Source organism: Streptomyces sp. NPDC058086, from assembly GCF_042885015.1.
GTDB lineage: Bacteria > Actinomycetota > Actinomycetes > Streptomycetales > Streptomycetaceae > Streptomyces.
In genome coordinates this window covers 20559-44344 of sequence record NZ_JBHVST010000064.1, presented here as the reverse complement: position 1 = coordinate 44344, position 23786 = coordinate 20559, and the positions used below count along the sequence as shown (strand labels likewise).

Sequence of the window (23786 nt, the reverse complement as noted above, 5' to 3'; positions counted from 1 at the left end):
AAAGACAACCCCGGGATCCACCCCCGCGCCGGCCGCCCCGGAGATCGCCTTCCCTGTGCCAGAGCACGACCTGGCCGCAGGCGGCCGGCGCCGGTCGAGCAGGATGGACGGAATGAAGTCGGAATTCGACAACCACAGCGGCCCCTCGCACCCGGACGGGCAGCCCCCCGGGCAACCCATCGTCCGCCTTCCCCACGAGCGGGTCCAGTTCGCCCGGATGCGTAGCTCGCAGGACCGGGTCGCCGATGCGATCACCTCGTTCGCGGGGACGATGGGGTTCGTCTATCTTCACGCCGTCTGGTTCGCGATATGGATCGCGCTGAACGAGGGCCTGCTCGGGAAGGCGGGGATCTTCGATCCGTATCCCTTCGGGCTGCTCACCATGATCGTCAGCCTGGAGGCCATCTTCCTGTCCACGTTCGTCATGGTCAGCCAGAACCGTCAGGCGGCACGAGAGAACGTACGGGCAGATCTGGACTTCGAGACCAACCTGCGCTCCGAGGTGTGGTCGGTCCACATAGGAAAGGCGCTGGGCCTGGACCCGCAGCAGATCGAGCGGCACGTCCAGGAGATCATCGTGCAGAGCAGAGCGGGCATCGACGGTACACGGCACGGGGCACCAGTTGACCCGCAAGACCTCTGATCCCCTCGCCCCAGCGGCGTGGACAGACGATCCGGCGTGACTATTCGGCGGGGCGGACACGGCTGGCGTTCCCCGCCCACAGTCTCCTGCCACCGCGTCGACGTCCGTCAGGCGGTGCACAGCCGCGGAATGGGTTTCGGAGGTGGTGCGGGAGTCGACCGCTACCGCCGCGCGCACGGCGTCGGCTGACGGGGCATACGGCACTGCTCTCTCAGCGCCGTGCCACGGCGGCGCGTTCGTCCTCGCCCGCTGCTTCAGGCGGCGGAACTGCCGGGCGTGCCGCTGCGTATCCGCTGACGACGAGGCGGGTACGGTCGGGTGCGGGCTCGCTGAGCAGGAATCCCCACAGCGACTCGCTGTAGTACCGGGGCCTGTCCGTAGCGGGGGCGAAGGAACGCCCCCGCAGGTCCAGCGAGGCCCTCAGCCCCAGGAAGCGCTGCGGCTCCAGGGCCGCGACCTCGAAGCAGGTACTGCCGCTCGGCGTCGAGGCGAGGTGAATGCCGAGCGCGATGCCCTGGCACTCCGGGTGGATGCGGTCGGCGCTGGGGCGTCCAGCGTTGTCGAGGCGGTCCCAGCTGTACCAGCCGACGCGGTCGCGGCCCATCTGCACCAGCCAGGGCCAGACCTGGGCCACGGGTGCGTCGATGGTCACCGCCATCGTTGCGCCGTGCTTTCCATCGGGGACGATCTCGGCGCCCGGGTAGGTCATGCGCAGTACCTCGTCGGTGGCACCCATCGCAGCAGCCTCGGGCGCACGGTGACGGACCAGGCGGCAGCTGTCACTGCGTCCGGGAGCAGGGCGTTCGTGTTTCGGATCATGGTGCTGTCACGTTCACCGGCCGTGGAAGGGGCGGTCGTAGCGTGGCGAACAGGTTGAGCGCCAATGCCGTGAAGAGCAGGCCGAGCACCGACATCGCCGCAGCCTGCCCGACGGAGGCGTCGGGGAGGTGCCGCAGACAGGCAGTGACCGCCATGGCTCCGACGGCCGGGCCGACCAGCGCCAGCCATCCCGACAACGCCAGAGCTGTCTTCCGGGCCCACGCGGCTCCGCGACGCACACCAACTGCTGCGGCGATGGCGGCGGGCAAGCCCACGCCGAGGTCGAGCAGCGCGATTGTCCAGAAGTAGCCGGGGCCCTCTTGGTAGTCCGCGGCCGAGGGGTGCGATCCGGCAGTGTCGAGGAGAGCTGGTATATAGCGCGCGAAAGTCGCGACAGTGAGGAGTGGGATCAGCATGCCGCCGACGATCCGCTCCCGTCGGCTGCCGGGCGGCACCCAGGCCGCCGGGTCCATCGACTGCCAGGCGAGCACGGCCGTCGTCCAGCCGAGTACGAACAGGGCGAGGTGCAGCGGGAAGAACGCCGCGCTGTTGCCGTCGTAGCGCAGGTACTGCGGTCCCAGGACGTACTGCGGAGCCATGTACGCCGCGTATACGGCTGGTGCGAGGGCCAGCATGCCGCCCAGTGGGTGCCGGCGCAGCACGAGGACGGCGGCGCACACGGTGAGGGGAGCAACGACCGCGATGGCGAAGACGTCCAGCGCCAGGAGTTGACTCATGAGCGCCCCGTCGTCAGGGATCGGGTAATCGATCACGGCGGACCCGACGGGACCGAGCAGCGTGTTGACCATGAGCAAGGCTGCCAGGGCAAGCAGACCACCGGCGAGCAGTCGGCCACGAGTCAGCGCTCCGGCCGCACGGGGCGGCGCCTCGGAGGTGCTGTCCAGGACGGGCAGTTCGGCCATCACACACCCCTTTCTCACACCCACAGTAGGAAGGCGACAGGCCGTGGAGCAGGAGCCGAAGGTCCCCGCAAGAGGGTCACCCCCACCGCACGTCCGTCCCCGGAGTTTCGGGATGGAAGGGGGATCACGCACGGCCACGGAACTTCGAACCGGGGCCGAGGTCTGGCGCGGGCGCCGTTCCGGTGGGGATGGGGGCCCCTCGCGGATGCCGATCCCGACGCCCGCGCCTGACTCGATGATCACTCCGAAGGACCGCGTGCAAGAGGGCCGACCGGCCCCTGACGGGGGACGATGGGGTCCTTGCGGGGCGCGTTCTGTCGTGGTGTCTGGAGGTAGGGCGCAACCGCGACGTGCGGCGGAATCCCGGGCCGCCCGGCGAGCGGAGGTGTAAGCGGCTTGTCGCGGCGCCGACACGTACGGCAATCCGCTCGACTGGGTACCCGACGGCTGGGACCCTGTCGCATCGGGAGCAGGTGAGGAGGATGCCATGGCATCGCGACTCGATGAGAAGACGGTGGCGAAGCTGGTGGCCGAGGCCACGGCGGCCCCGTCCATGCACAACGCGCAGCCGTGGCGCTTCCGCTTCCTGAGCGGCGAGCGTCTCGCGTTGCTGTATGCCGACCTGGAGCGGGCCATGCCCCACTCGGATCCCGACAACCGGGCGTTGCACATCGGCTGCGGAGCCGCGCTGTTCAACCTGCGTGTCGCCGCCGCGCACGCAGACCTCGTCCCCGAGACACGACTGCTGCCCGAACCGCAGGATGGGCTGCTGCTCGCCGCCGTGCACCTGGCCGACCCCACGGGGCGCTTCCGGGACGACGACCTGGCCCGGCTGCACCCGGTGATCCGGGAGCGGCACACCAGCCGCTACCCCTTCGCCGAGAAGGACGTACCCGAAGACGTGCGGGCCACCTTGCAGGATGCTGCCACGCGGGAAGGGGCCGAGCTGCTCTTCCCCGGCCTGTGGCATGCCGAGACCGTACTCGACCTCGTCCGTGACGCCGAAAGCCGCGACATCATGGGCACAGAGGCCAATGAGGACCTGGTGCGCTGGACCCGGCTCGGTCCCGAGGCGGACACCGCCGTCGACGGCGTCCCCGAATACGCCTTCGGGCCGCGCAAACGCGACGGCAAGGCTCCCGTACGGGACTTCACCGGGCGCCGGCCGGTAGCCGACCGCGGCACCACCACCTTTGAGCACACCCCGCACTTGGCCCTGCTCAGCACCTTCAGCGACGGCCCCGCCGACTGGCTGCGGGCCGGGCAGGCACTCGAACGAGTCCTGCTGGAGGCCACCCTGGCCGACCTGGCCACCTCTCTGACCTCCCACGCCCTGGAGGACCGAGAGCTGCGCCTGCTTGCCCGCGACCCGGGACTGGGCACCGGCCAGGTGCAAATGGTGCTGCGGCTGGGCTACGGTCCGCGAGGCCCGGCCACGCCCCGCCGCCCCGTATGGGATGTCCTGGAGATCGCATGATCAGGCGCCGTGGCGGTTTGCCGGGCGGGAGCGAGACGCTCCGGAGTGCGGATGCAGTCCTGACGGAACCGACGATCCGTGATCATTGGCGGTGTGGCGGGGATACAACCACGCGCGCGTGCGTTCATGCGTGAACCACGCGCGCGTGCCGCGGCGCGTACGCCGGTCGGCGGGACTACGGGCCGTTCCCCGTACACGGTCGTCGTCTCACAGGGCCGGCTGAACGACCTCATCCACGCGGCCGGGATCGTGCTGGCGTTGCCGCATCTCCTGGAGGACGGCGAGGAGATCGCCGTACGTCCTTCGCTGGCCGCCGGCAACGACCCGCACCGGCCGTTCGACCTGGAGACGGACCGGCGTGTGGCGGAGTTCAAACTTGCGCGGTGGCGCGGCGCGGACGCCATGCGCAAGCGGCAGACGTTCAAGGACCTGGTCATGCTTGCCGCTGACCGCACGGGCCGTCGCGCCGAGTTGTTCGTCGTCGGACCCGAGCCCGGCCGCTTCATGCGCAGTTCACCGAGCGCCACGCCGGCCATGTCCAGGTCACCGACTTGTGCGACGTGCTGCCGCCCATGGTGGCGGCGGCGCTGGCGCGCTGATCAGGGCGGGACGTACGACCGGGCGTCGGTCATCCTGCGGAAGGCACCCTCGATCCGGACGGCTCCGAGGCGGGCAGCATGGTCAGCAGCATGACGGTGGGCTCGGTGGCGCGCACGGTGTGCGGCAGCCGTGCGGGCAGGTGGATCCAAGTCCCGGGTGTTGCCTCGGTCTTCTCCTCGCCCAGGACGAGGTCCAAGCGGCCCTGGACGACCTGGATGACCACGGGCAGAGCGGAGGTGTGCTCGGTCAGCTCCTGGCCGGCGGCGAAGGCGAATCCGACCACGCGCAGGCGGTCGTCGCGGTACAGGACGCGGCTGAGGGTGCCGTCCTCGGGCACGGTCAGTTCGGCGGCCAGGTCGGTGATCACGGTGGCGGTCATCTGGGGGTACCTCCTCAGGGCTGGGGCCGGGTGGGGACGGCAAGCAGACTGATCGCGCCCAGATGGGCGCGGTGGCGTTGGAAGACGCGGCGCATGTGCATCACACGGCGCAGTGCGGCCGGGTCGCGCAGCACCCGTCCGGCGATGCGCAGGACTGGGACCAGCCCTTCGTCGCCGACGAGCCGGCGTGGTTCGAGCAGCGCCATCGGCGCTGTCTTGCGGGCGGTGACGGTGAAGCCCTCGTCGGCGAGGAGCCCACTCCAGTCGGTGGGCGTCAGGGGGCGGGCTCCGACGTGGATGGCGTCTTGCAGGTCCGCGGTGATCCGGTCGGCGAGGGCCGGGTCGAGGTCGTCGGGCAGCAGGCACAGTTCATGAATGGCGTACCGGCCGGTGGAGTCGTCGAGCAGGCGGCGTGCTTCCCGTACGATGCGCCGCTTGCCGGGGCGGGGCTGCATCGTCAGCATCGCCTCGCCGTACACGACGGTGGCGTCGCCGTCCGGCAAACCGGTGTCCGCGGCGTCCGACCGTACGGCGCGCACCTGGGTCGGGCCGGGGGTGGCAAGGGCGCTGAGCGCGGCCACGGCGGTGGCGTCGCGGTCGACGGCGGTGTAGGCGGCGGGGTGGCGGGCGAGGGTCAGCCGGGCGGTGGCCCCGAGGCCGGCGGCCAGCTCCACCACCCGGTCCTCCGGATCCACGCCCAGGGCGTCCAGCATCCACCGGGTCAGTTCGACACCGCCGGGGCGCAGCACCCGCTTGCCCAGGCGGGCCAGCAGCCAGTGGCCGGGCATACGGGCGGCGTCCAGTCCGTCGCCGGGAATGGGGATGTTCTTCCGCAGGGCCGAATGGTTCGTCGATGCCATGCTGGTGCCTCGCTTTCTGCCTGCACCGATATTCCTTAGGCGAACCTAACTTGGAGTGGTGGTGGGGCGCGGGGGCCGAACGTCCTGATTGAAGGGCCCAGTGGGCCCGTCACGGCAGGCGGCTTTAAGGAGCCGTAAACCATTTCTCCCGCCGGTCGTGGTGGGGAGAAACTCGCCACGGGATGACGAGATCGCCGGTCGTCGCACATGCCGCACCGGCGCTGGCGGAGGAAGGCTATGGCGAGACCCGCGGTGAGGATCAGCTCCGCGCCGTAGGCGCGTAGCAGGGCACGCCGTTCGGTGCTCATGCTCTCCGGCATGGTGAAAGTGACCGGGTAGCCCTTGGCAGCGGCCATCGTCCGGGCCGCTCGGCGCGGCCCCAAAGCGGCCCCAGCCCGGTCGAGCGCGCACGACCGGGCAGCAAGCACCACATCCTCACCGACGGCCAGGGCATCCTGCTCGCGGTGTCCCTGACCGGCGGAAACCGCAACGACGTCACGCAGTTGCTGCCCCTGCTGGACAAGGTTCCGGCCGCGGCGGGCGCCGTCGGCCGGCCCAGACACCGACCCGACGCGCTCCTCGCAGACCGTGGCTACGACCACGACAAGTACCGCCGCCTGCTCCGGGCCCGCGGCATCCGCCCGGTCATCGCCGAACGATGGCAGGAACACGGCAGCGGCCTGGGCATCTTCCGCTACGTGGTCGAGTGCGGTGATCGGCTACAGCAGACTGCTCCAGTACGGCCAGAAACGGGTGAGGACGAGCAGCATGATCACCCCGTACCAGGCTCCGAGGAGCATCCAGTGGGTGTCCCGCGCGACCTCCAGCACACCCCGGGGCGCGGGGACGATTCCCCGTTCCAGGCAGTGCAGGGTCAGGTGCCAGAACAGAGCGATGGTGACGACCCAGACGACGGCGCAGTAGGGGCAGATCCTGTTGAGCTCGTAGAGCGACTGCCCGATCAGCCAGTGAACGAACGCCACTCCCGCGAGCGCCCCGGCGTCCAGCGCGAGCCACAGTCGCCGGTGCAGGCGGGCGCCCGTGAGGACGGCGAGACCCAGGGCGGTCACGGCGGCGAACGCACCCAGTCCGAGCAGCATGTTGGGGAAGCCGAGCAGGCCGCCCTGCGGGCTGGACATGACGCTGCCGCAGCTCACGATGGGGCTGATATTGCACGGCGGTTGGTATGCGGGGTCGCGGAGCAGCCGCCAGTCGTCCACCGTGAGCTGGAAGGAGGCCAGCCAGCCCACGGCTCCGGCCAGGAGCATCACCCATCCGGTTCGGCGGCTTGCGCCGACGGGGTGCGGGCGTCGGCCGGTTGTGGCGTCCGGCGCGAGCGCGGGTCCGTGACTCATGCGGCTCGGCGGGAGCCGGATGCCGACCGGGGGCGGCCCGCGGCCGTGGGGGCCGCTGCCGGTGTGGCCCGCCTGCGGTAGACCAGATAGGGCCGGGCAAGGTATCCGACCGGGGCGCTCCAAACGTGCACCAGCCGGGTGAACGGCCAGGCCGCGAAGAGCAGGCAGGCGGTCAGGGCGTGCAGCTGGAACAGCAGCGGTGCGCCGGCGATGGCCTCCGGCTGCGGCTGGAGGATGAACAGGCCGCGGAACCAGACGGAGACGGTGGCACGGTAGTCGTAGCCGGGACCGAACACGTTGTGGGCGGCCGTGGCCGTGATCCCGAGCAGGACTGTGGCGGACAGCAGCGGGAAGAGGAGCTTGTCGCTGCGGTCGGTGCCGAGGCGGATTTGGCGGGTCAGCAGTCGGCGGGCGCACAGCATCCCCAGCCCGGTGACCATGGCGACGCCCGCGACCGAACCGGCCCAGACGGCCGTGGTGTGGTAGGCGTGCTCGCTGATACCGGCGGCCTCGGTCCAGGAGTCGGGAATGGCGAGTCCCACGACGTGCCCAGCGATCACCATGAAGGCGCCGAGATGGAACAGCGGGCTGCCCCAGCGCAGCCAGCGGTGCTCCAGCAGCTGGCTGGTGCGGGAAGTCCAGCCGAACTGGTCTTGGCGGTAGCGCCAGATGTGCCCGACCACGAACACGGCGAGGCAGATGTAGGGGATGGCGACCCACAGGAGGAGGTCGGCGCCGCTCGCGGACGCGGCGGCCGAGAGGAAGAGCGGGGCGTTCATCGGGGGCCTTCCGTACGGCTGGTCGGGGCGGGCGGCACACGGGTCGGAGGCGCGGGCACGGGCGGCACGAAGGTGCCCGGAGGCGCGAACTCCCCGTCCCCGTAGGTCCCGTAGGGGTCGAGACCGACCTCCTCGTTCGGCGGGCCCTCGGCGACGAGCTGAGCCACCGCCGCGCGGTCCGCCTCGGTGGGCGGCGGCAGCAGGGTGAGCAGCGCGGCCAGGACATGCCGGTACGGGGAGTCGGCGTCGGTCAGCGCCCGGTGGATCAGCTCCAGACCGCGGCGGTGCTGGCGCAGCGGTGCCTCGCCGCCACCGGGGCCCGCCAGAGCGGCGAACTCCAGGACGACCGGCAGGTGGTCGGGCAGTTCACCCCCGTCGGTGTCCCAGCCCGCTGCCCGGTACCGCTGGTTCAGGGTGAGCAGGGCCATGCCCCGGCGGCGGGTGTCCCCGTGCAGGTAGTAGGTGAGGTACAGGCTGCTCTTGCGGCGCAGGTCGAACATCTCGACATAGTGCCGCTCCAGTGCCTCGGGCTCCTGGTCGGCGATCCAGGGGGTGAAGGCGGCCAGGTGCTCGGCGGCGGGCGAGGGCGGCATGGCCGCGACGGCGGCGGTCAGCACCGGCCGGGCGGTGGTGAGTTCGGCGTCCGGGTACTGCAGCAGGAGCGAGCACAGCCGCAGCAGCAGGGTACGTGCCTCAGCCTCCTCGGGAGTGATCGGGGACGGGCGGCGTACGGCTGCCCGGACGCGGGTGCGGACGAGGGCGGGAATCGTTGCGGGCAGCGGGCTCACGGACAGCCTCCGGCGGGAGTTTCGGGCGCACGGCGGCGCAGGGTGGGGATGCCGAGCATCACCCGTCGGCCCCCGGCATCCGCCGGGTCGCCGGACGATTCAACCGGGCAGCGGTTCTCCGTCGCGGTCAGCGCGGCGGCGTCCTCCTTGTGCGCGGCCGGGACGACGTACCGGTCGGCGTACTTGGCGACGGCGAGCAGCCGGTGCAGGTCCTCCGCCTCGCGTGTCGTGAGGCCCACGGCCTTCAGCACGGCCTCGTCGCCGGCCTCTCCGAGGGTGCGCTCGCGCATGTACGAGCGCAGCGCGGTGAGCTTCATCAGCACCCCGGCGACGACATCGGTGTCCCCGGCGGTGAACAACTCCGCCAGGTATTCCAGCGGAATGCGCAGCCGGGTGACGGCGGCGAAGACGTGGTCGGGGTCGTCCTGATTGCCGCCCGCGGCGTCGACGGCGTCGAGGACGGGGGAGAGCGGCGGCACGTACCAGACCATCGGCATCGTGCGGTACTCCGGGTGCAGCGGCAGCGCCACCTTGTAGCGCATGACCAGGTCATAGACGGGGGAGCGGCGGGCGGCGTCCAGCCAGTCCTGGGGGATGCCGGCCTGCCGTGCGGCCGCGATGACTTCGGGGTCGCGCGGGTCGAGGAACACGCCGCGCTGGGCGTCCAGCAGGTCCTTCTCGTCCGGTGTGGCCGCGGCCTCGCCGACACGGTCGGCGTCGTACAGCAGCAGTCCGAGGTAGCGCAGCCGGCCCACGCAGGTCTCGGAGCAGACGGTGGGCTGCCCGGCCTCGATGCGCGGGAAGCAGAAAGTGCACTTCTCGGCCTTGCCGGTGGCGTGGTTGACGTACACCTTCTTGTACGGGCATGCCGTGACGCACATCCGCCAGCCGCGGCAGCGGTCCTGGTCGACCAGGACGATGCCGTCCTCGACCCGCTTGTACATCGCGCCCGACGGACAGGCCGACACACAGGCCGGGTTGAGGCAGTGCTCGCAGAGCCGGGGGAGGTGGAAGAGGAAGGTCTGCTCGAACTCGAACTTCACCTTCTCCGCCCATTCCCCGGTGAGGTTGGGGTCGCCGTCGGCGTGCTCGGGGGCGCCGCCGAGGCCGTCCTCCCAGTTGGCGCCCCAGGTGATGGCGGTGGGCTTGCCGGTGAGGACGGAGCGGGGGCGGGCGACGGGGATGTCCTGTCCGGCCGGGGCGCTGACGAGGTTGTCGTAGTCGTAGGTGACCGGCTCGTAGTAGTCCTCGATGGACGGCAGGTCGGGATTGGAGAACAGCGACAGGAGCCGCTTGATCCGGCCGCCGGAGCGCAGCACGAGTCGGCCGCGCTTGTCGAGCATCCAGCCGCCCTTCCAATGCTCCTGGTCCTCGTAGCGGCGCGGGTAGCCGACGCCGGGCTTGGACTCGACGTTGTTGAACCAGGCGTACTCGACGCCGGTGCGGTTGGTCCATGTCTGCTTGCAGGTGACCGAGCAGGTGTGGCAGCCGATGCACTTGTCGAGGTTCATCACCATCGCGATCTGTGCCATGACGCGCATGTCAGTACTCCACTTGCTGGCTGCGGCGGCGGATGACGGTGACCTCGTCGCGCTGATTGCCGGTCGGGCCGTAGTAGTTGAAGGCGTAGGTGAACTGGGCGTAGCCACCCGCGAGATGCGTCGGTTTGAGCAGCAGGCGCGTGAGCGAGTTGTGGATGCCGCCACGCTTGCCGCTGACCTCGGTCTTCGGCACGTTCACGTTGCGGTCCTGGGCGTGGTACATGTACACCGTGCCCTCGGGCATCCGGTGCGTGACCACGGCGCGGGCGGCGACGACGCCGTTGCGGTTGTACGCCTCGATCCACTCGTTGTCCTTCACACCGATCTTCTCGGCGTCGGCGGTGGACATCCAGATCACCGGGCCGCCGCGGGACAGCGCCAGCATGTAGGCGTTGTCCTGGTAGTTCGAGTGGATGGACCACTTCGAGTGCGGGGTCAGGTAGCGGACCGTGACCTCGGCGCGGTCGTTCTCGTGCAGGCGCTCGTCACCGTAGTGCCGAGGCGTGTTCAACGGGGGCCGGTACACCGGCAGTTGCTCGCCGAGTTCGGCCATCCAGTCGTGCTGGACGAAGAAGTGCTGGCGGCCGGTGAGGGTGTGCCAGGGCTTCTTGTGCTCGGTGTTGATGACGAACGGGGAGTAGCGGCGCCCGCCGGTCTCCGAGCCCGACCACTCGTAGGAGGTCATCACTGCCCGAGGCTGGGTGCGGGTGTCGGCGAAGGTGATCCGCTCGGCCTCCCGCTCGGCGGCGAGTTCCACCAGGCCCTCGCTGCCGGTCTGCCGCTCCAGTTCCCGGAAGCCCTCGGTGGCCAGGCGCCCGTTGGTGGTACCGGACAGGGCGAGGATCGCCTCGCACATGTCGGAGGCGGTGGCCAGCGAGGGCCGCCCGGCGGCGATCCCGTCCCGGACAGTCCCGCAGCGGTGACGCAGCTCGTCCAGCTCCTGGTTCGGGTGGACGGTGACGCCCTTGGTGGTGGTGCCCAGGGTGTCCAGCAGCGGGCCGACGGCACGCATCTTCTGCGCGGTCGCGGCGTAGTCCCGCTCGATGACGACCAGCTTCGGCATGGTCCTGCCTGGGATCGGCTCGCACTCGCCGGTCTTCCAGTCCCGCACGACCCCGCCGGGCTGGGCGAGTTCGTCGGGGGTGTCGTGCAGCAGCGGCACCGCGAGGACGTCGGTACGGGTGCCAAGGTGCTCGGCGGCCAGCTCGCTGAACTTGTCGGCGATGGTCAGGAAGGTGTCGTAGTCGGTGCGGGCCTGCCAGGGCGGGGCGATGGCCGGGGTGAAGGCGTGCACGAAGGGGTGCATGTCCGTGCTGGACAGGTCGTCCTTCTCGTACCAGGTGGCAGCCGGCAGGACGACGTCGGAGAGCAGGCTGGTGGAGGTCATCCGGAAGTCCATGGTGACCAGCAGATCGAGCTTGCCCTCGGGGGCCTCCTCCCGCCACACCACCTCCTTGGGTCGTGCCTCGGGCGGGGTCTCCTGGGAGCGGACGGCCGCATCCGTGCCCAGCAGGTGGCGCAGGAAGTACTCGTTGCCCTTGCCGGAGGAGCCGAGCAGGTTGGCCCGCCAGACGGTGAGCACGCGCGGGAAGTTGGCGGGGTCGTCGGGGTCCTCGGCGGCGAACCGCAGCCGCCCCGACTTCAGCTCGTCGACGATGTGCTCGGCGACCGGCCGGCCCGCGGCGGCTGCTTCCTCCGTCAGGTCGAGGGGGTTGCGGTTGAAGCCGGGGTGGCCTGGTGTCCAGCCCAGCCGAACGGCCTGCGCCAGGCAGTCGGCGAACCCCTTGCCCTGGAACCGTCCCTCGCCGAGCGGGGAAGCCAGCTCGTCCGGCCCGAACGCCTCGTAGCGCCACTGGTCGGAGTTCAGGTACCAGTAGGAGGTGCCCGCCATGTGCCGGGTGGGCCGCTGCCAGTCGAAAGCGAACGACAGGTGCTGCTGCCCGGTGACCGGGCGGACTTTCTCCTGGCCGACGTAGTGGGCCCAGCCGCCGCCGTTGACGCCCTGGCAGCCGGTCATCGTGATCAGCGCCAGGAAGGCCCGGTAGATCGTGTCGGAGTGGAACCAGTGGTTGGTGCCGGCACCCAGAGCGATCATGGACCGGCCGTTGGTGCGCTCCGCGTTGCGGGCGAACTCCCGGGCGATACGGGCCGCCTGCTCCGCCGGCACGGAGGTGATCGTCTCCTGCCAGGCCGGGGTGTACGGCTCCGACGCGTCCTCGTACGACGACGGCCAGCTGCCCGGAAGACCGTCGCGCCGCACCCCGTACTGCGCGAGCATCAGGTCGAAGACCGTGGTGACGAGGCGGCCGCCGATCCGGCGCACCGGCACACCGCGCACCAGGACCGAGCCGCCCTCCGTGGCGCCCTCGTCGAAGCGGGGCAGCGCGACCTCGGCCGTGTCCTCGGCCCGCTCCAGCAGGCTCAACTCGGGCACGACGTCGCCGAGTTCGAGATTCCAGCGCCCCTGCTCCTCCTTCGCCCAGCGGAAGCCGAGCGAGCCGTTCGGCACGACGGGTTCGCCGGTGGCCGCATCGAGGAGAACGGTCTTGGACTCGGCGTGTTCGGTGCCGTGTCCGAGGTCGGCGGCGGTCAGGAAGCCGTCCGGGACGAGACCGCGCTCGTGCTCGCGCAGGGTCACCAGGAACGGGGCGTCGGTGAACTTGCGCAGGTAGTCCTGGAAGTACGGCACCTCGCGGTCGACGAGGAACTCGCGCAGGATCACATGCCCCATGGCCATCGCCAGCGCCCCGTCCGTGCCGGGGTGCGGGGCGAGCCACTCGTCGGCGTGCTTGACGTTGTCCGCGTAGTCGGGGCTGACCGCGACGACCTTGGTGCCGTTGTAGCGGGTCTCGGTGAGGAAGTGCGCGTCGGGCGTGCGGGTGACGGGGATGTTGGAGCCCCACATGATCAGGTAGCCGGCGTTCCACCAGTCCGCGGCTTCCGGTACGTCGGTCTGGTCGCCGAAGACCTGCGGGGAGGCGATCGGCAGGTCGGCGTACCAGTCGTAGAACGACAGCAGGGTGCCGCCGATCAGCGACATGAACCGCGCCCCGGCCGCGAATGACGCCATCGACATCGCGGGGATGGGGGAGAAGCCGGCGACGCGGTCGGGGCCGTACGCCTTGACGGTGTGCACGTGGGCGGCGGCGATCAGCTCGCTGACCTCGTCCCAGTCGGCACGCACCAGGCCGCCCTTGCCCCGGGCTTTCTTGTAGGCACGGGCCTTCGCCGGGTCGGAGGTGATCTCGGCCCAGGCGGCCACCGGGTCTCCGAGGCGCTTGCGTGCCTCGCGCCACAGCTTCAGCAGCGCGCCGCGCACGTACGGGTAGCGGACCCGGCTGGGGGAGTAGGTGTACCAGGAGAAGGAGGCGCCCCGCGGGCAACCGCGGGGCTCGTACTCCGGGCAGTCGGTGCCGATGGACGGGTAGTCGGTGGCCTGGTGCTCCCAAGTGATGATGCCGTCCTTGACGTACACCATCCAGGAGCAGGAACCCGTACAGTTCACGCCGTGTGTGGAGCGCACCACCTTGTCGTGGGCCCACCGGTCCCGGTAGAAGCCCTCCCACTTGCCGTCGGCCTCGCCGAACACGGCGCGTCCGTCGGCCGACACCTCACGGCGCGTCAGCAGTCTGCGGGCTGCCAGCGGCCAGCCTTCCCCGGCGTGCGACGCCTGGCGCCGTGCGTTCTGATCGTTCTCCATGGCTGGGAACGCTAGAAGCCGCAGGCCATGGTGCACCTGGGGCTGGCGGTCCCTGCCGGATGGCCTTCCGGCCCTGTCTGGCTGGTCGTAATAGGGACCAATGGTCCCCGTGCTGGGGTCCGGTCGGCGGGGGAGTCGGCGGCGCCTGGCATGCATGCTGGGCACTGATCGAACCGCAGATGCCCATCTGCACGACCGCATTCCGTGCCTGCCGGGCGGCCACTCCCCCGTCCCCGGCCGCCGCAGGCACAGCGTGTACGGCGCGTGGCGCCCGGTTCGGTCGAGCGTCCGGCCGCTCACTGCGGCCGGACGCGGCATCCGCCCCGAGAGTCGGCACCCGGAATGCCATCCCCACCCGCATCGGCCGGCCGCGCCGGCCCGACCTGCTGGAGACACGACCATGAGCGTGCTCACCCTCGCCTCGGACCCTAAGGACGCCACGGCCCTCGAAGGCGCGGAGGCGCACCACGCCCGACTGGCCGGGGAACTGGCCGGACGCGTGAAGATGCTGCTCACTGCCGTGGACCGCGACCCGAGCGCCGCTGAGAAGATCCACGCCGGTCTCGTCACCTTCTGCGACCACTCGCTGCTGCCGCACGCCGCAGCCGAGGAAGCCGCGCTCTACCCCGCAGCTCACGGCATGCCCGAGGCCCGCCTGCTCATCGAGAGCCTGATCGGCGAACACCGCTGCCTCACCACGCTCGTCGACGCCCTGCGCGCCGCACCCAGCCTGCCCGGGGCGGCGGCCGACGCGCGGGCCCTGCAGGTGATCTTCGAAGAACACGTGGCCAAAGAGAACGGCCTCGTGCTGCCACTGCTTGCCATGACGCCCGAAGTCTCCCTGGCGGAGCTGCTCGCGGACATGCACCACCGGCTCGCGAGTGACGTGCCCGCCGCGGACGCCCAACGAGATCAGAACATCAAGGAGGGACAGGACATGCAAGAGCAGATCGAGGAAACGGGCGGCTGCGGCGGGGTGTGCGGCTGCGGTGGCACGGAGGAGGCGGCCGAACCCGAACTGGACGTGAGGGAGGTGCCGCACGCCCTGCGCCACGCCACGGTCTTCGGCGCCCTCGACGCCGTGCCGGCGGGCACCGCGATGCTGCTGATCGCCCACCACGACCCACTGCCGCTGCTCGCGCAGATCGAACAACGCAGCCCCGGCATGTTCGCGGTGGAGTACCTGGAACGCGGCCCCGAAGCCTGGCGGCTGAGGCTCAGCCACCGCTGATTTGAAGGCCACTCCCACCTCCAAACGGCGCACGGATGTTGTTCCATCCGGCGCGCACGCACCGCCGTACCCGCAGCACACGAGGAAAGAAGGAAGACACGTCATGGACGGATCCCGCCGTCGGGCCGGCACCCTACTCGGGACGGTCGGTATAGCCCTGGCAGCCGCCGGGCCGGTGATGCTGCTACGCGGACGCAGCGGCAGGAAGGAAATCCGAGCCGAGCTGGCCGCCCAGAAGATCACCTTCCCCGACCGCGGGCTGCCTGCCGAGCTTGCCGCCTACGTCGGCCGCGGGGTGGAAACCGGCCCCGAGGCCCACGCCTACGCTCAGTTCATTAAGCGCAACCTCGCCCATGCCACCGGTGGTCGCACCTACGCCGAGATCACGGCGGAGCTGCACGCCGCCGGAGGCGACGACGAGACGCTCGCCAAGCTGCGCCAGACCGCGTTCATGGGCCAGTCCCTGCGCGCTTCGCTGATGTCCGCCTACCAGGCATGGCACCTCACGACCCTGGTCACGGGTCTGGGCGCCGCACTGACCGGCCTGGGAGCCGCGCTGGTAGTCACCGCGGACGCCCTGGCACCCCGATCCCCGAACCAGTCCTGATCACGCCCTGCTTGGGGGACAGGGGCGCTCGCAGGCGCCTTCAGGCAGGTCGTCGGCTTCCCGACAGCCCAGCTTTCCCGTTCTGAGGGACCATCGGCCCTGTTTGCGAAGACCATCGGCCGCCGCGCCGACCACCGCCGCCGGTGGATGCTGACGGCGACCGATCCGGAGGTATCCCGTGCACGACCACGTCGACCGCCCTCAAGGCCGATTCCACCGCTGTCGCTCGCGGTGGGTGCCACGCCCCGTCCGGCCCGGTCACCGTCCAGCCGCCCGCCTCGTCTGCCCTGACTCCAGGGCGGCCGGACACAGCCCCAGAGCGCTGGGAAGGACCGCACGATGAGCGCAGCCGCCCATGCCATTCGCCGCCAGCGGCACAACGCGGCCGACCGGCCGTTCATCGTCATCTGGGAGTCCACCCGGGCCTGCCCGCTGGCCTGCCGCCACTGCCGCGCCGAAGCCGTGCCCGACCGCGATCCGCGAGAGCTGGACACCGTAGCCGCCAAGGACCTGCTGGACCAGGTGGCCGCCTTCGGGCAGCCCGCCCCGCTGTTCGTGATCACCGGCGGCGACCCGTTCCAGCGCCCCGACCTGACCGAACTCATCGCCTACGGCAGGGAGAGCGGGGTCCGGGTGGCCGTGTCCCCCTCCGGCACGTCGACGCTCACCGAGGAGCGGCTGCGGGCCGTTCACGCTGCGGGCGCGTCCGGGCTCTCGCTCAGCCTGGACGGTTCCACCGCCGCACTGCACGACGACTTCCGCGGCGTGCCCGGGGTGTTCCGCTGGACCCTGGACGCCTGGGACACCGCCCGCGCCCTCGGCATGAAGGTGCAGATCAACACGACGGTTGCCCGGCACAACCTGCACGACCTCCCCGACATCGTCCGCCTCGTCGCCGAGCACGGCGCGATGCTGTGGAGCGCCTTCTTCCTGGTGCCCACAGGCCGCGGCCGCACCCTCGGCGCGCTGACCCCCGGCGAGGTGGAGGACGTCCTCAACTTCGTTTACGACGTGGGCCTGACCGTGCCCGCCAAGACCACCGAGGCCCACCACTTCCGCCGCGTCGCCCTGCAACGCCAAGTCCTCGCCGGCCGCGGCGACGACCACGCGGCGGTACTCGGACTCGGGCAGCTCTACCAGGTGTTGACCGACAGGGCCGCCGACCTGGGCCTGGATGCCGCCACGCGCCGGGTACGGCGACCGCCGCTGGATGTCAACGCGGGCCGCGGCTTCGTCTTCGTCTCGCACACTGGCACCGTGCACCCCAGTGGCTTCCTGCCGTTGAGCGCAGGAAGCGTGCGCAAGACGCCGCTGACGTCGATCTACCGAACCTCACCGCTGTTCACCGGCCTGCGGGCCGCCGACATGCTCGGCGGTCGCTGCGGGGCGTGCGAGTTCCGCCGCGTCTGCGGCGGCTCGTGCTCTCGCGCTTACGGCGTCACAGGCGACCCGTACGCCGAGGAGCCGTGGTGCGGCTACGTGCCCGGCTCCTTCCCGCACCAGCGGGAGCTGGCGGCACTGCTGCCTGGCGGCGCGCATGCGGCACCGCCTCTTCGTCCCGGTCCGACCGCCGCCCCCGGCGGCAAGGAGCACCGTGTACAGCAAGAACGATGACCCAGCCGTGGGCGGTGGCCGCCCGCCCAGCAGGCTCAAGGCATCCGGCCTGCGCAGCCGACACCTGATCGCCCACGCCCTGGTCGCGGCATGGGTGGCGCTCGCGCTACTCGCGGCGAGCGCCCAGCAAACCCCGCCGGTGGCCCGCTGGCTGGCCATCCACCTGTTCCTGCTCGGCGCGGCCACCACCGCGATCGTGGTGTGGAGCGAGCATTTCGCCGTCGCCATGCTCCACGCCCCGCTGCCCGAACGGCGGTGGAGCAACGCCCGGCTGGCCGGCGTCAACATCGGGGTCGTGGGCGTCCTCAGTGGCGTGTGGGCCGACCTTCCGGACCTGACCGGCACCGGGTGCATGCTGCTGGTCACCGCCATCACCGCGCATCTGGTGGTGCTGGTCCGCATGGGCCGGGGGGCGCTGGGCGGCCGGCTCGCGCCGATCGCCGACTATTACCAGGCCGCCGCGGCGGCGCTGATCATCGGCGCGGTGCTGGGCTGGCTGCTGGCCACCGACAAGGCCGGCCCGCAGCACTACAGCGGGCTGAAGCTGGCCCACGTGCACGTCACGCTCCTCGGCTGGATCGGACTGCCGGTGCTGGGCACGCTGTTCATGCTGTGGCCCACCGTGCTGGGCGTGCGCATGGCCGAGCGCACCACCCGGCTGGCGCGCCGGGTGCTGGCGCTGACCGGGGGCGGCCTGCTGGCCGCCGTCGCCGGCCTGGCGGCCGAGTGGCGCCCCGCCGCCGTACTCGGTATCGCCGGCTACGCGGTCGGTGTCGCCGTCGCGGTGCAGTTGTTCGCCCGTACGGTGCGCCGACGACCCGCGATCTCGGCCGCCGCCGCATGGATGCTGGCCGCCGCTGCGGCATGGCTGTGCGTCGGCGTGGTGGCGGACCTGGTGGTCCTGGCCGTCCGGCCGCTCGCGGAGGTACAGGACGACATCGGGTCCCTGGTCCCGGTACTGCTCGTCGGGCTCGTCGCGCAGGTCCTCATCGGGGCCCTCACTTACCTGCTGCCCATCGTCCTCGCCAGCGGTCCCAAGGAACGGGCCGCACTTCGGGCGGTGCTGGAGCGGTACTGGATGCCTCGGCTCGCCGTCCTCAACCTTGGCGTGGCCCTGCTCGGGCTTCCGCTGCCCGACCCCGTCGGCACGGCGGGTGTGCTGCTTGCCGGGGCGGCCGGGGCCACGTTCCTTGCCCTGGCAGTGCGCGTGCTGCTCCGCAGCGGACGGGGACTCCTCCGTGACGCGGACAAAGCCGGTGTGGCACGGCGCCCCGTCCTGTGGGGCACCGCCGCAGGGGCCGAACTGATCGTGCTGGCCGTGTTCGTGGCGAACACTGGCGGGAACACCGACGGCCCTGCCATCGCCGGGACGGCAGGCGCCGGCACCACCACGGTCGCCGTCACCCTGGCCGACATGCGCATCCGCCCGGCCCGGATCGAGGTCGCCGCGGGCACCGACCTGCGGCTGAAGGTCACCAACACCGACGCCCAGCGCCACGACCTCAAGGTGGCGGACGGCCCCACCACCCCGATGCTCGCCAAGGGCCACACCCACGTACTCGACCTCGGACAGGTCACCGGGAACCGCGAGGCGTGGTGCACCCTGCCGGGCCACCGGGCGGCCGGCATGACCATGGACATCGTCGTGAAGCACGACACGGCAACGGACAACACCGGACACGAGGGACACACGTCGGCCGCCGCCGGCAGCGGCGGCCTGGACCTCTCCGCCGACTTCTCCTCCAGCTGGCGCCCGCGCACCGCCGACCTTGCCCCCGCGCCCGGCGGCACGGTCCACAAGGTCGAACTGCACGTCGCCCACACCACGGTCGAAGTGGCCCCGGGCGTGAAGCAGCAGATGTGGACCTTCGGCGGCACCGCACCCGGCCCCACCCTCCATGGCAAGGTCGGCGACGTCTTCGAGGTCACCCTCGTCAACGACGATCCGGCCATGGGCCACGGCATCGACTTCCACGCCGGCTCCCTCGCCCCCGACGAGCCCATGCACACCATCCAGCCAGGCAAACGCCTGGTCTACCGCTTCCGCGCCGAGAAGGCCGGAGCCTGGCTGTACCACTGCAGCACCGCACCGATGCTCCAGCACGTGACTCCTCCCCCGGGGGCTTCTCGCTATGCCGGGTTGGCGTTGCGACGGACCAGCCCGGCCCGTAGAACGTTGGTGGCTCCCACTGTGTCGGCGTGCGCGTGGTGGCCGCAGGCGACGCAGTGGAATTTCTCCTGTGTGGGCCGGTTCTCCTTCGCGGTGTGCCCGCATGCGGGGCAGGTGCGGGAGGTGTTGCGGGGGTCCACGGCGATCACGTCCCGTCCGGCGCTTTCAGCCTTGGCGTGCAGGATCGTCAGGAACACCCCCCATCCGGCATCGTTGATCGACGTGTTGAGCCCGGCCTTCGCGGCGGCCCCGTTGGGCAGGAAGGTGCCCGGCCGGCCGGGGTCGGGCTTCGGTGCGGGGGCCTTGCTCATGTTGCGGATCCTGAGGTCTTCGTGCGCGATGAAGTCGTGTGCGCGGACCAGGCCGAGCGCGGTCTTGTGTGCGTGGTCGAGCCGCTGGCGACGCACCTTGCCGTGGAGCCGGGCGACCTTCTCCACCGCGCGCTGGTGGCTGGCGGTGCGGTCCTTCGCCTTGCGGCGCGGGAACCGGGACAGTGCCTGCTGCGCCGCCTGGAGCTTCGCGGCGGCCCGGCGGCCGTGGCGCGGGCTGGGCACGAACTCGCCGTTCGAGTCGGCGAGGAAGTTCGCGATGCCCAGGTCGATCCCGACCACGCTGCCGGTCGCGGGCAGCGGTTCGGGCTGGTCCTGCTCGGCACTCAGCACGACGAACCACTTACGGCCCTCGCGCTTGACCGACACGGTCTTGACCCGGTCGGCCACGGCGCGGTGCTGGTTGACCCTGACGTGGCCGACGCCCTGGAAGCGGACGCGGGTGACGGGGTCGTGCGGGGTGGAGTCCCATCGGCAGCCGTCCCCGTCCTTGGGGAACTCCACCGTGTCGAACCAGGTCACCCCACGGAAACGCGGATAGCCCGGACTGTCGCCGGACTTGACCCGGCGGAAGAACGCGGCGAACGCCTTGTCGAGACGGCGCAGCGTCGTCTGCTGCGAACTGAACGACCAGCGGCCCTGACGCTCCGGGTCGAATGCCCGGATGTCCTTGAGCTGCGCGGACTGCATCCCGTACCTGACGCTCGTCTTCGAGACATGCCGGTAGGCGTCGCGGCGTTCCTGCAGGGCCCCGTTGTAGAGGGAGCAGTGATCCCGCAGCATCTCGGACAGTGCCTGAGCCTGACGGACGGTGGGCCGCATGAGGAACTTGTACGCACGGATCACCTCAACGCCCGCCCCCTCCGGTCGAGTTCACCCAATCCTATTACATTTGCATATTTGGCGTAGTCATCACGCTGGGAACCGGATCCCGATATCCGTCGGGGAAACCACGTCATCCACAACCTTCACGCCCACTTGGTGTTCGTCACGAAGTACCGGCGTGAAGTCTTCAATAGCGAGATGCTGACGCGCTGCGAGGCGATCATGCGGGACGTGTGCGGGAGTTTCGGCGCAGAGCTGTGGGAGTTCAACGGCGAAGGCGATCACGTCCACCTTCTCGTGCACTACCCGCCGAAGGTCGCCCTGTCCAAACTCGTCAACAGCCTCAAAGGGGTCAGCTCCCGCTACCTGCGCGCGGAGTACACCGGCCGGATCAGCCGGATCGGGACCGGGCCTGTGTTCTGGTCCCCGTCCTACTTCGCGGGGTCCTGCGGCGGCGCACCACTGAGCATCGTCAAGGACTACATCGACAACCAGAAGCGCCCAGCCTGACCGTCACCACAAAGGCGCAGAGAACTCCGGCGCTTCGCGCCTCCGGGCCGAGGATCGCATTCCCGCCCGGCCTGAAGACCGGGATTCCCTGCGAAGACTCAGAGGATGGGCAACGGCATGTACGGCGCCGTCATCATCGACTCGCCCGGCCTGAAGAAGGTGGACCACGAGTACGTGCTGGTCTCCTCCGAGCTCTACCTCGGCACTCCCGGCAGCACCGCCCAAGTGACCAAGATGCGCCAGAACACCCCGGACGCCTGGGTGTTCAACGGCATCGCCAACCAGTACGCCAAGCGTCCCCTGCAGGTGAAGGCCGGCGAGCGGGCCCGCTTCTGGGTGGTCGCCGCAGGCCCCAGCGACGGCATCGCCTTCCACATCGTCGGCACCCTCTTCGACACCGTGTACAAGGAGGGCGCCTACCTGCTCAAGCCGAGTCAGGCGGGCAGCTCGCAGGTGCTGGACCTGGCCACGGCGCAGGGCGGATTCGTCGAGACGACGTTCCCCGAGGCCGGCCATTACGCGTTCGTTGACTACGACATGCGCCACGCCGAAGCCGGTGCACACGGCATGGTGGAGGTGAGCGACTGATGGACACCGTCGGTGTGTGGTCCCTCGTGCGGTTCGCACACGTGACCGGCGCCGCCCTGTGGGTCGGCGGCCAACTGGCCTTGTCCCTGGTGATCCTGCCACTGGCCCGCCATCTGCTCGCCCCGGAGACCAAGGACCGCTTCACCGCCGCGGCGGGCCGCCGATTCGGGATGCTCACCGGCACGGTCTTCCTGCCGGTGCAGCTGGCCACCGGCTGGGCCATGGCCGGGCACAAGGGCGTCACCTGGGCCTCACTCGCCGAACCCGGTTACGGCCGCACCCTGGCAACCAAACTCGCCCTGTTCGCCCTGGTGATGCTCGCCGCGGCCGGCCACGGCTTCGCCCACGCCAAAGGCCGCGCCGACCTGGCCCGAGCCCTGGCGGTCCTCTCCCTCGTCGGCTCCCTCGGCATCGTCCTCCTGGCCACCGCCTTGCCCGCCACATGACCCGCGGCCACGAAGAAATGAGGAGGCATCATGCGCACCCAAGTCCTGCCGGACGCAGCCACCGTGGAGTCGCTCCTGCCAGCGGCCGTGACGGCTCTCGGTCGCCTGTCCGCCCGCTACGGGCGGACACACGGCCCACCCTTCTTCTGCGCCGGCGCCCGGTCCTATCAGGTGCCCAGCGGCCATCACCCCCACCGGCCCGGCGGGCGACCGTGGCCCGCACAGATCGAGGACCGTCGCCCGCGGGGGCCTTCTCCGTGGAGTGGCTGGGTGTCCGAAGCCGGGCGGCGACGGCTCGGTCATTGCTGCGGTCGACCACCCAAGACAGTAAGGAAAGGAAAGGAGGCCACCCCTGGATGATGCGCACCGTTGTGTCCGTCGCGGCCACTTCCGTGTCGTCGATCCCCGCCGAACGAGGCCAGATGGCCCACAGGAGGGGGCCGATCAACCCTCCTCCCCAGTGGGACGGCAGCGCAGCATTGACGGAACGGGGAAGAGCTTTGCAGAGGAGCCACCATGGTGACCCGGGAAGTCGACGCCACAGCCATTCATGCCCTGCTGTCCGCGGCGGTGGCAGCGCCGTCGATGCACAACACACAGCCCTGGCGGTTCGGTCTGGACCCGGACAGCCGGTCGATCGAGGTCCGCGCCGAGCGAGGGCGGCAGCTGCCGTTGGCCGATCCCCAGCATCGCGCCCAGCATCTGTCGGCGGGCGCGGCCATCTTCAATCTCCGGGTGGCCGCAGCCTACCTCGGCTGGGATGCCGGCGTACGGCTACTGCCCGCCGCGGACGATCCCGCTCTGCTGGCCACCGTACAACTGACCGGACCCGCCACGGCCGACTGGCACTCGCCCTTGCGAGATCTGTACGAGGCCGTCGAGCGCCGTCACACGAGCAGGATGCCCTTCACCGGCCGCCCGGTGCCGGAAACGATCGTGACCGAGATGATCAGCTCCGCGCGTGCCGAGGGCGCGCACCTGGAGGTCCCCGACATCCCGGGGACCCGGCGCCTGCTGCGCCTGACCCAGGCGGCCGAGGCCCGCAACGCCGACCACCCGGGCCGCATGGCCGAGACGCGCTCCTGGATCACAGCCCCAGGAGCGGACACCTCCTACGGCATTCCGATCACCGCACTGGGCCCGCAGGACGCCTCCGGGCGGATACCGGTGCGGGATTTCACCGGCCCGCTGCCCGCACCGCGGCTGCCCGCCCTGCGCTTCGAACGCCATGCCCAGGTGGCCCTGCTGTGGACGCCCTACGACCGGCGGGAGGACTGGCTGCGGGCGGGGCAGGCGCTGCAGCGCGCGCTGCTCACGGCGACCGTGCACGGGGTGCGGACCTCGATGCTTCACCAGGCCATGGAATGGCCGGACTTGCGGACGGCGATGGCCGGCTCAAGGCGCCTGTGCTGCCCGCAGCTGCTGATCCGCTTCGGGTACGGCCCGGACGGCGGCCGCACGCCGCGCGCCTGCGCGAACCCCGCAGCCGGTTCCGTCACGGGGCCGGAACCGAGAGCCTTCCACACGGGCACAGGGCCGACGGACTGACTCCGCGCCGTCGCTCTCCCCCTGCCCGAGCGGCCGGCTCCTAGCCCGGTGGTC

Annotated in this window: 20 protein-coding genes and 2 pseudogenes; 12 read left to right on the top strand and 10 right to left on the bottom strand. The window is 70.8% G+C overall.

Annotation, left to right across the window (positions count from 1 at the left end):
- Nucleotides 1–112 precede the first annotated feature (112 nt).
- A complete protein-coding gene (locus ACFVWD_RS36970) occupies nucleotides 113–643 on the top strand; it encodes a DUF1003 domain-containing protein (protein ID WP_389602415.1) in 531 nt (176 codons plus the stop codon).
- 211 nt (nucleotides 644–854) lie between these two features.
- Here the strand turns inward: ACFVWD_RS36970 and ACFVWD_RS36965 are convergent, their stop codons facing one another.
- Nucleotides 855–1379: a hypothetical protein gene (locus ACFVWD_RS36965; protein WP_389602414.1), complete on the bottom strand. Its 525-nt coding sequence runs from the start codon at nucleotides 1377–1379 to the stop codon at nucleotides 855–857.
- Between the two features lie 79 nt (nucleotides 1380–1458).
- Nucleotides 1459–2385, bottom strand: coding sequence for a hypothetical protein (locus tag ACFVWD_RS36960; RefSeq protein WP_389602413.1), 927 nt, complete (start codon nucleotides 2383–2385; stop codon nucleotides 1459–1461).
- A 487-nt stretch (nucleotides 2386–2872) separates the two neighbouring features.
- Here ACFVWD_RS36960 and ACFVWD_RS36955 point away from each other — a divergent pair, with 487 nt between their 5' ends.
- Both ACFVWD_RS36955 and ACFVWD_RS36950 read left to right on the top strand, forming a co-directional pair.
- Nucleotides 2873–3862: an Acg family FMN-binding oxidoreductase gene (locus ACFVWD_RS36955; protein ID WP_389602412.1), complete on the top strand. Its 990-nt coding sequence runs from the start codon at nucleotides 2873–2875 to the stop codon at nucleotides 3860–3862.
- Between the two features lie 126 nt (nucleotides 3863–3988).
- The gene (locus ACFVWD_RS36950) at nucleotides 3989–4555 is read left to right on the top strand and encodes a hypothetical protein (RefSeq protein WP_389602411.1); all 567 of its coding nucleotides are present in this window, start codon (nucleotides 3989–3991) and stop codon (nucleotides 4553–4555) included.
- Here the strand turns inward: ACFVWD_RS36950 and ACFVWD_RS36945 are convergent.
- Together ACFVWD_RS36945 and ACFVWD_RS36940 are read right to left on the bottom strand one after the other, a co-directional pair.
- Nucleotides 4491–4841, bottom strand: coding sequence for a cupin domain-containing protein (locus tag ACFVWD_RS36945; RefSeq protein ID WP_389602410.1), 351 nt, complete (start codon nucleotides 4839–4841; stop codon nucleotides 4491–4493). The genes ACFVWD_RS36950 and ACFVWD_RS36945 overlap by 65 nt on opposite strands.
- A gap of 14 nt (nucleotides 4842–4855) precedes the next feature.
- Nucleotides 4856–5701 (bottom strand): class I SAM-dependent methyltransferase, encoded by an 846-nt coding sequence (locus ACFVWD_RS36940; protein ID WP_389602409.1) that lies wholly within the window; start codon nucleotides 5699–5701, stop codon nucleotides 4856–4858.
- A 359-nt stretch (nucleotides 5702–6060) separates the two neighbouring features.
- On the opposite strand from ACFVWD_RS36940, the pseudogene ACFVWD_RS36935 reads away from it, so the two are divergent.
- Nucleotides 6061–6408, top strand: a pseudogene (locus ACFVWD_RS36935) (transposase); the annotation flags it as partial.
- A 12-nt stretch (nucleotides 6409–6420) separates the two neighbouring features.
- Here ACFVWD_RS36935 and ACFVWD_RS36930 read toward each other — a convergent pair.
- From ACFVWD_RS36930 to ACFVWD_RS36910, 5 genes are read right to left on the bottom strand one after another with little or no spacing between them, the layout of a single operon-like run.
- Nucleotides 6421–7056 (bottom strand): vitamin K epoxide reductase family protein, encoded by a 636-nt coding sequence (locus tag ACFVWD_RS36930; protein ID WP_389602408.1) that lies wholly within the window; start codon nucleotides 7054–7056, stop codon nucleotides 6421–6423.
- The gene (narI, locus tag ACFVWD_RS36925) at nucleotides 7053–7835 is read right to left on the bottom strand and encodes a respiratory nitrate reductase subunit gamma (RefSeq protein WP_389602407.1); all 783 of its coding nucleotides are present in this window, start codon (nucleotides 7833–7835) and stop codon (nucleotides 7053–7055) included. Before narI ends, ACFVWD_RS36930 begins: the two co-directional genes overlap by 4 nt.
- Complete coding sequence (gene narJ, locus ACFVWD_RS36920) at nucleotides 7832–8623, bottom strand: nitrate reductase molybdenum cofactor assembly chaperone (RefSeq protein WP_389602406.1); 792 nt, start codon at nucleotides 8621–8623, stop codon at nucleotides 7832–7834. The genes narI and narJ overlap by 4 nt, the downstream gene beginning before the upstream one ends.
- The gene (gene narH / locus ACFVWD_RS36915; protein WP_389602405.1) at nucleotides 8620–10164 is read right to left on the bottom strand and encodes a nitrate reductase subunit beta; all 1545 of its coding nucleotides are present in this window, start codon (nucleotides 10162–10164) and stop codon (nucleotides 8620–8622) included. The genes narJ and narH overlap by 4 nt, the downstream gene beginning before the upstream one ends.
- A gap of 1 nt (nucleotide 10165) precedes the next feature.
- Nucleotides 10166–13864, bottom strand: a complete 3699-nt coding sequence (locus ACFVWD_RS36910; RefSeq protein ID WP_389602404.1) for a nitrate reductase subunit alpha — start codon at nucleotides 13862–13864, stop codon at nucleotides 10166–10168.
- Between the two features lie 400 nt (nucleotides 13865–14264).
- On the opposite strand from ACFVWD_RS36910, the gene ACFVWD_RS36905 reads away from it, so the two are divergent.
- From ACFVWD_RS36905 to ACFVWD_RS36890, 4 genes and pseudogenes are all read left to right on the top strand, one after another.
- Nucleotides 14265–15095, top strand: a complete 831-nt coding sequence (locus ACFVWD_RS36905) for a DUF2249 domain-containing protein (protein WP_389602403.1) — start codon at nucleotides 14265–14267, stop codon at nucleotides 15093–15095.
- A gap of 103 nt (nucleotides 15096–15198) precedes the next feature.
- A complete protein-coding gene (locus ACFVWD_RS36900; protein WP_389602402.1) occupies nucleotides 15199–15702 on the top strand; it encodes a hypothetical protein in 504 nt (167 codons plus the stop codon).
- Nucleotides 15703–16041: 339 nt separating this feature from the next.
- Nucleotides 16042–17316, top strand: coding sequence for a TIGR04053 family radical SAM/SPASM domain-containing protein (locus ACFVWD_RS36895; protein ID WP_389602401.1), 1275 nt, complete (start codon nucleotides 16042–16044; stop codon nucleotides 17314–17316).
- Nucleotides 17240–19393 (top strand): annotated as a pseudogene (locus tag ACFVWD_RS36890) (cupredoxin domain-containing protein); the annotation flags it as partial. The gene ACFVWD_RS36895 and the pseudogene ACFVWD_RS36890, both read left to right, overlap by 77 nt.
- Nucleotides 19394–19446: 53 nt before the next feature.
- On the opposite strand, the gene ACFVWD_RS36885 reads toward ACFVWD_RS36890, so the two are convergent.
- Nucleotides 19447–20661, bottom strand: coding sequence for an RNA-guided endonuclease InsQ/TnpB family protein (locus tag ACFVWD_RS36885; RefSeq protein ID WP_389602440.1), 1215 nt, complete (start codon nucleotides 20659–20661; stop codon nucleotides 19447–19449).
- Nucleotides 20662–20751: 90 nt separating this feature from the next.
- Here ACFVWD_RS36885 and tnpA point away from each other — a divergent pair, with 90 nt between their 5' ends.
- The 4 genes from tnpA to ACFVWD_RS36865 all read left to right on the top strand — a co-directional run bounded on the left by tnpA (nucleotide 20752) and on the right by ACFVWD_RS36865 (nucleotide 23732).
- Nucleotides 20752–21150 carry an IS200/IS605 family transposase gene (tnpA, locus tag ACFVWD_RS36880; RefSeq protein ID WP_389602439.1) on the top strand — a complete coding sequence of 133 codons (399 nt, stop codon included), beginning with the start codon at nucleotides 20752–20754 and terminating at the stop codon, nucleotides 21148–21150.
- Between the two features lie 105 nt (nucleotides 21151–21255).
- Entirely contained in the window at nucleotides 21256–21738 is a 483-nt protein-coding gene (locus tag ACFVWD_RS36875; RefSeq protein WP_389602400.1) for a hypothetical protein, read from the top strand.
- A complete protein-coding gene (locus tag ACFVWD_RS36870; RefSeq protein ID WP_389602399.1) occupies nucleotides 21738–22184 on the top strand; it encodes a hypothetical protein in 447 nt (148 codons plus the stop codon). Before ACFVWD_RS36875 ends, ACFVWD_RS36870 begins: the two co-directional genes overlap by 1 nt.
- Nucleotides 22185–22700: 516 nt before the next feature.
- Nucleotides 22701–23732, top strand: coding sequence for an Acg family FMN-binding oxidoreductase (locus tag ACFVWD_RS36865; RefSeq protein WP_389602398.1), 1032 nt, complete (start codon nucleotides 22701–22703; stop codon nucleotides 23730–23732).
- Nucleotides 23733–23786: the final 54 nt, after the last annotated feature.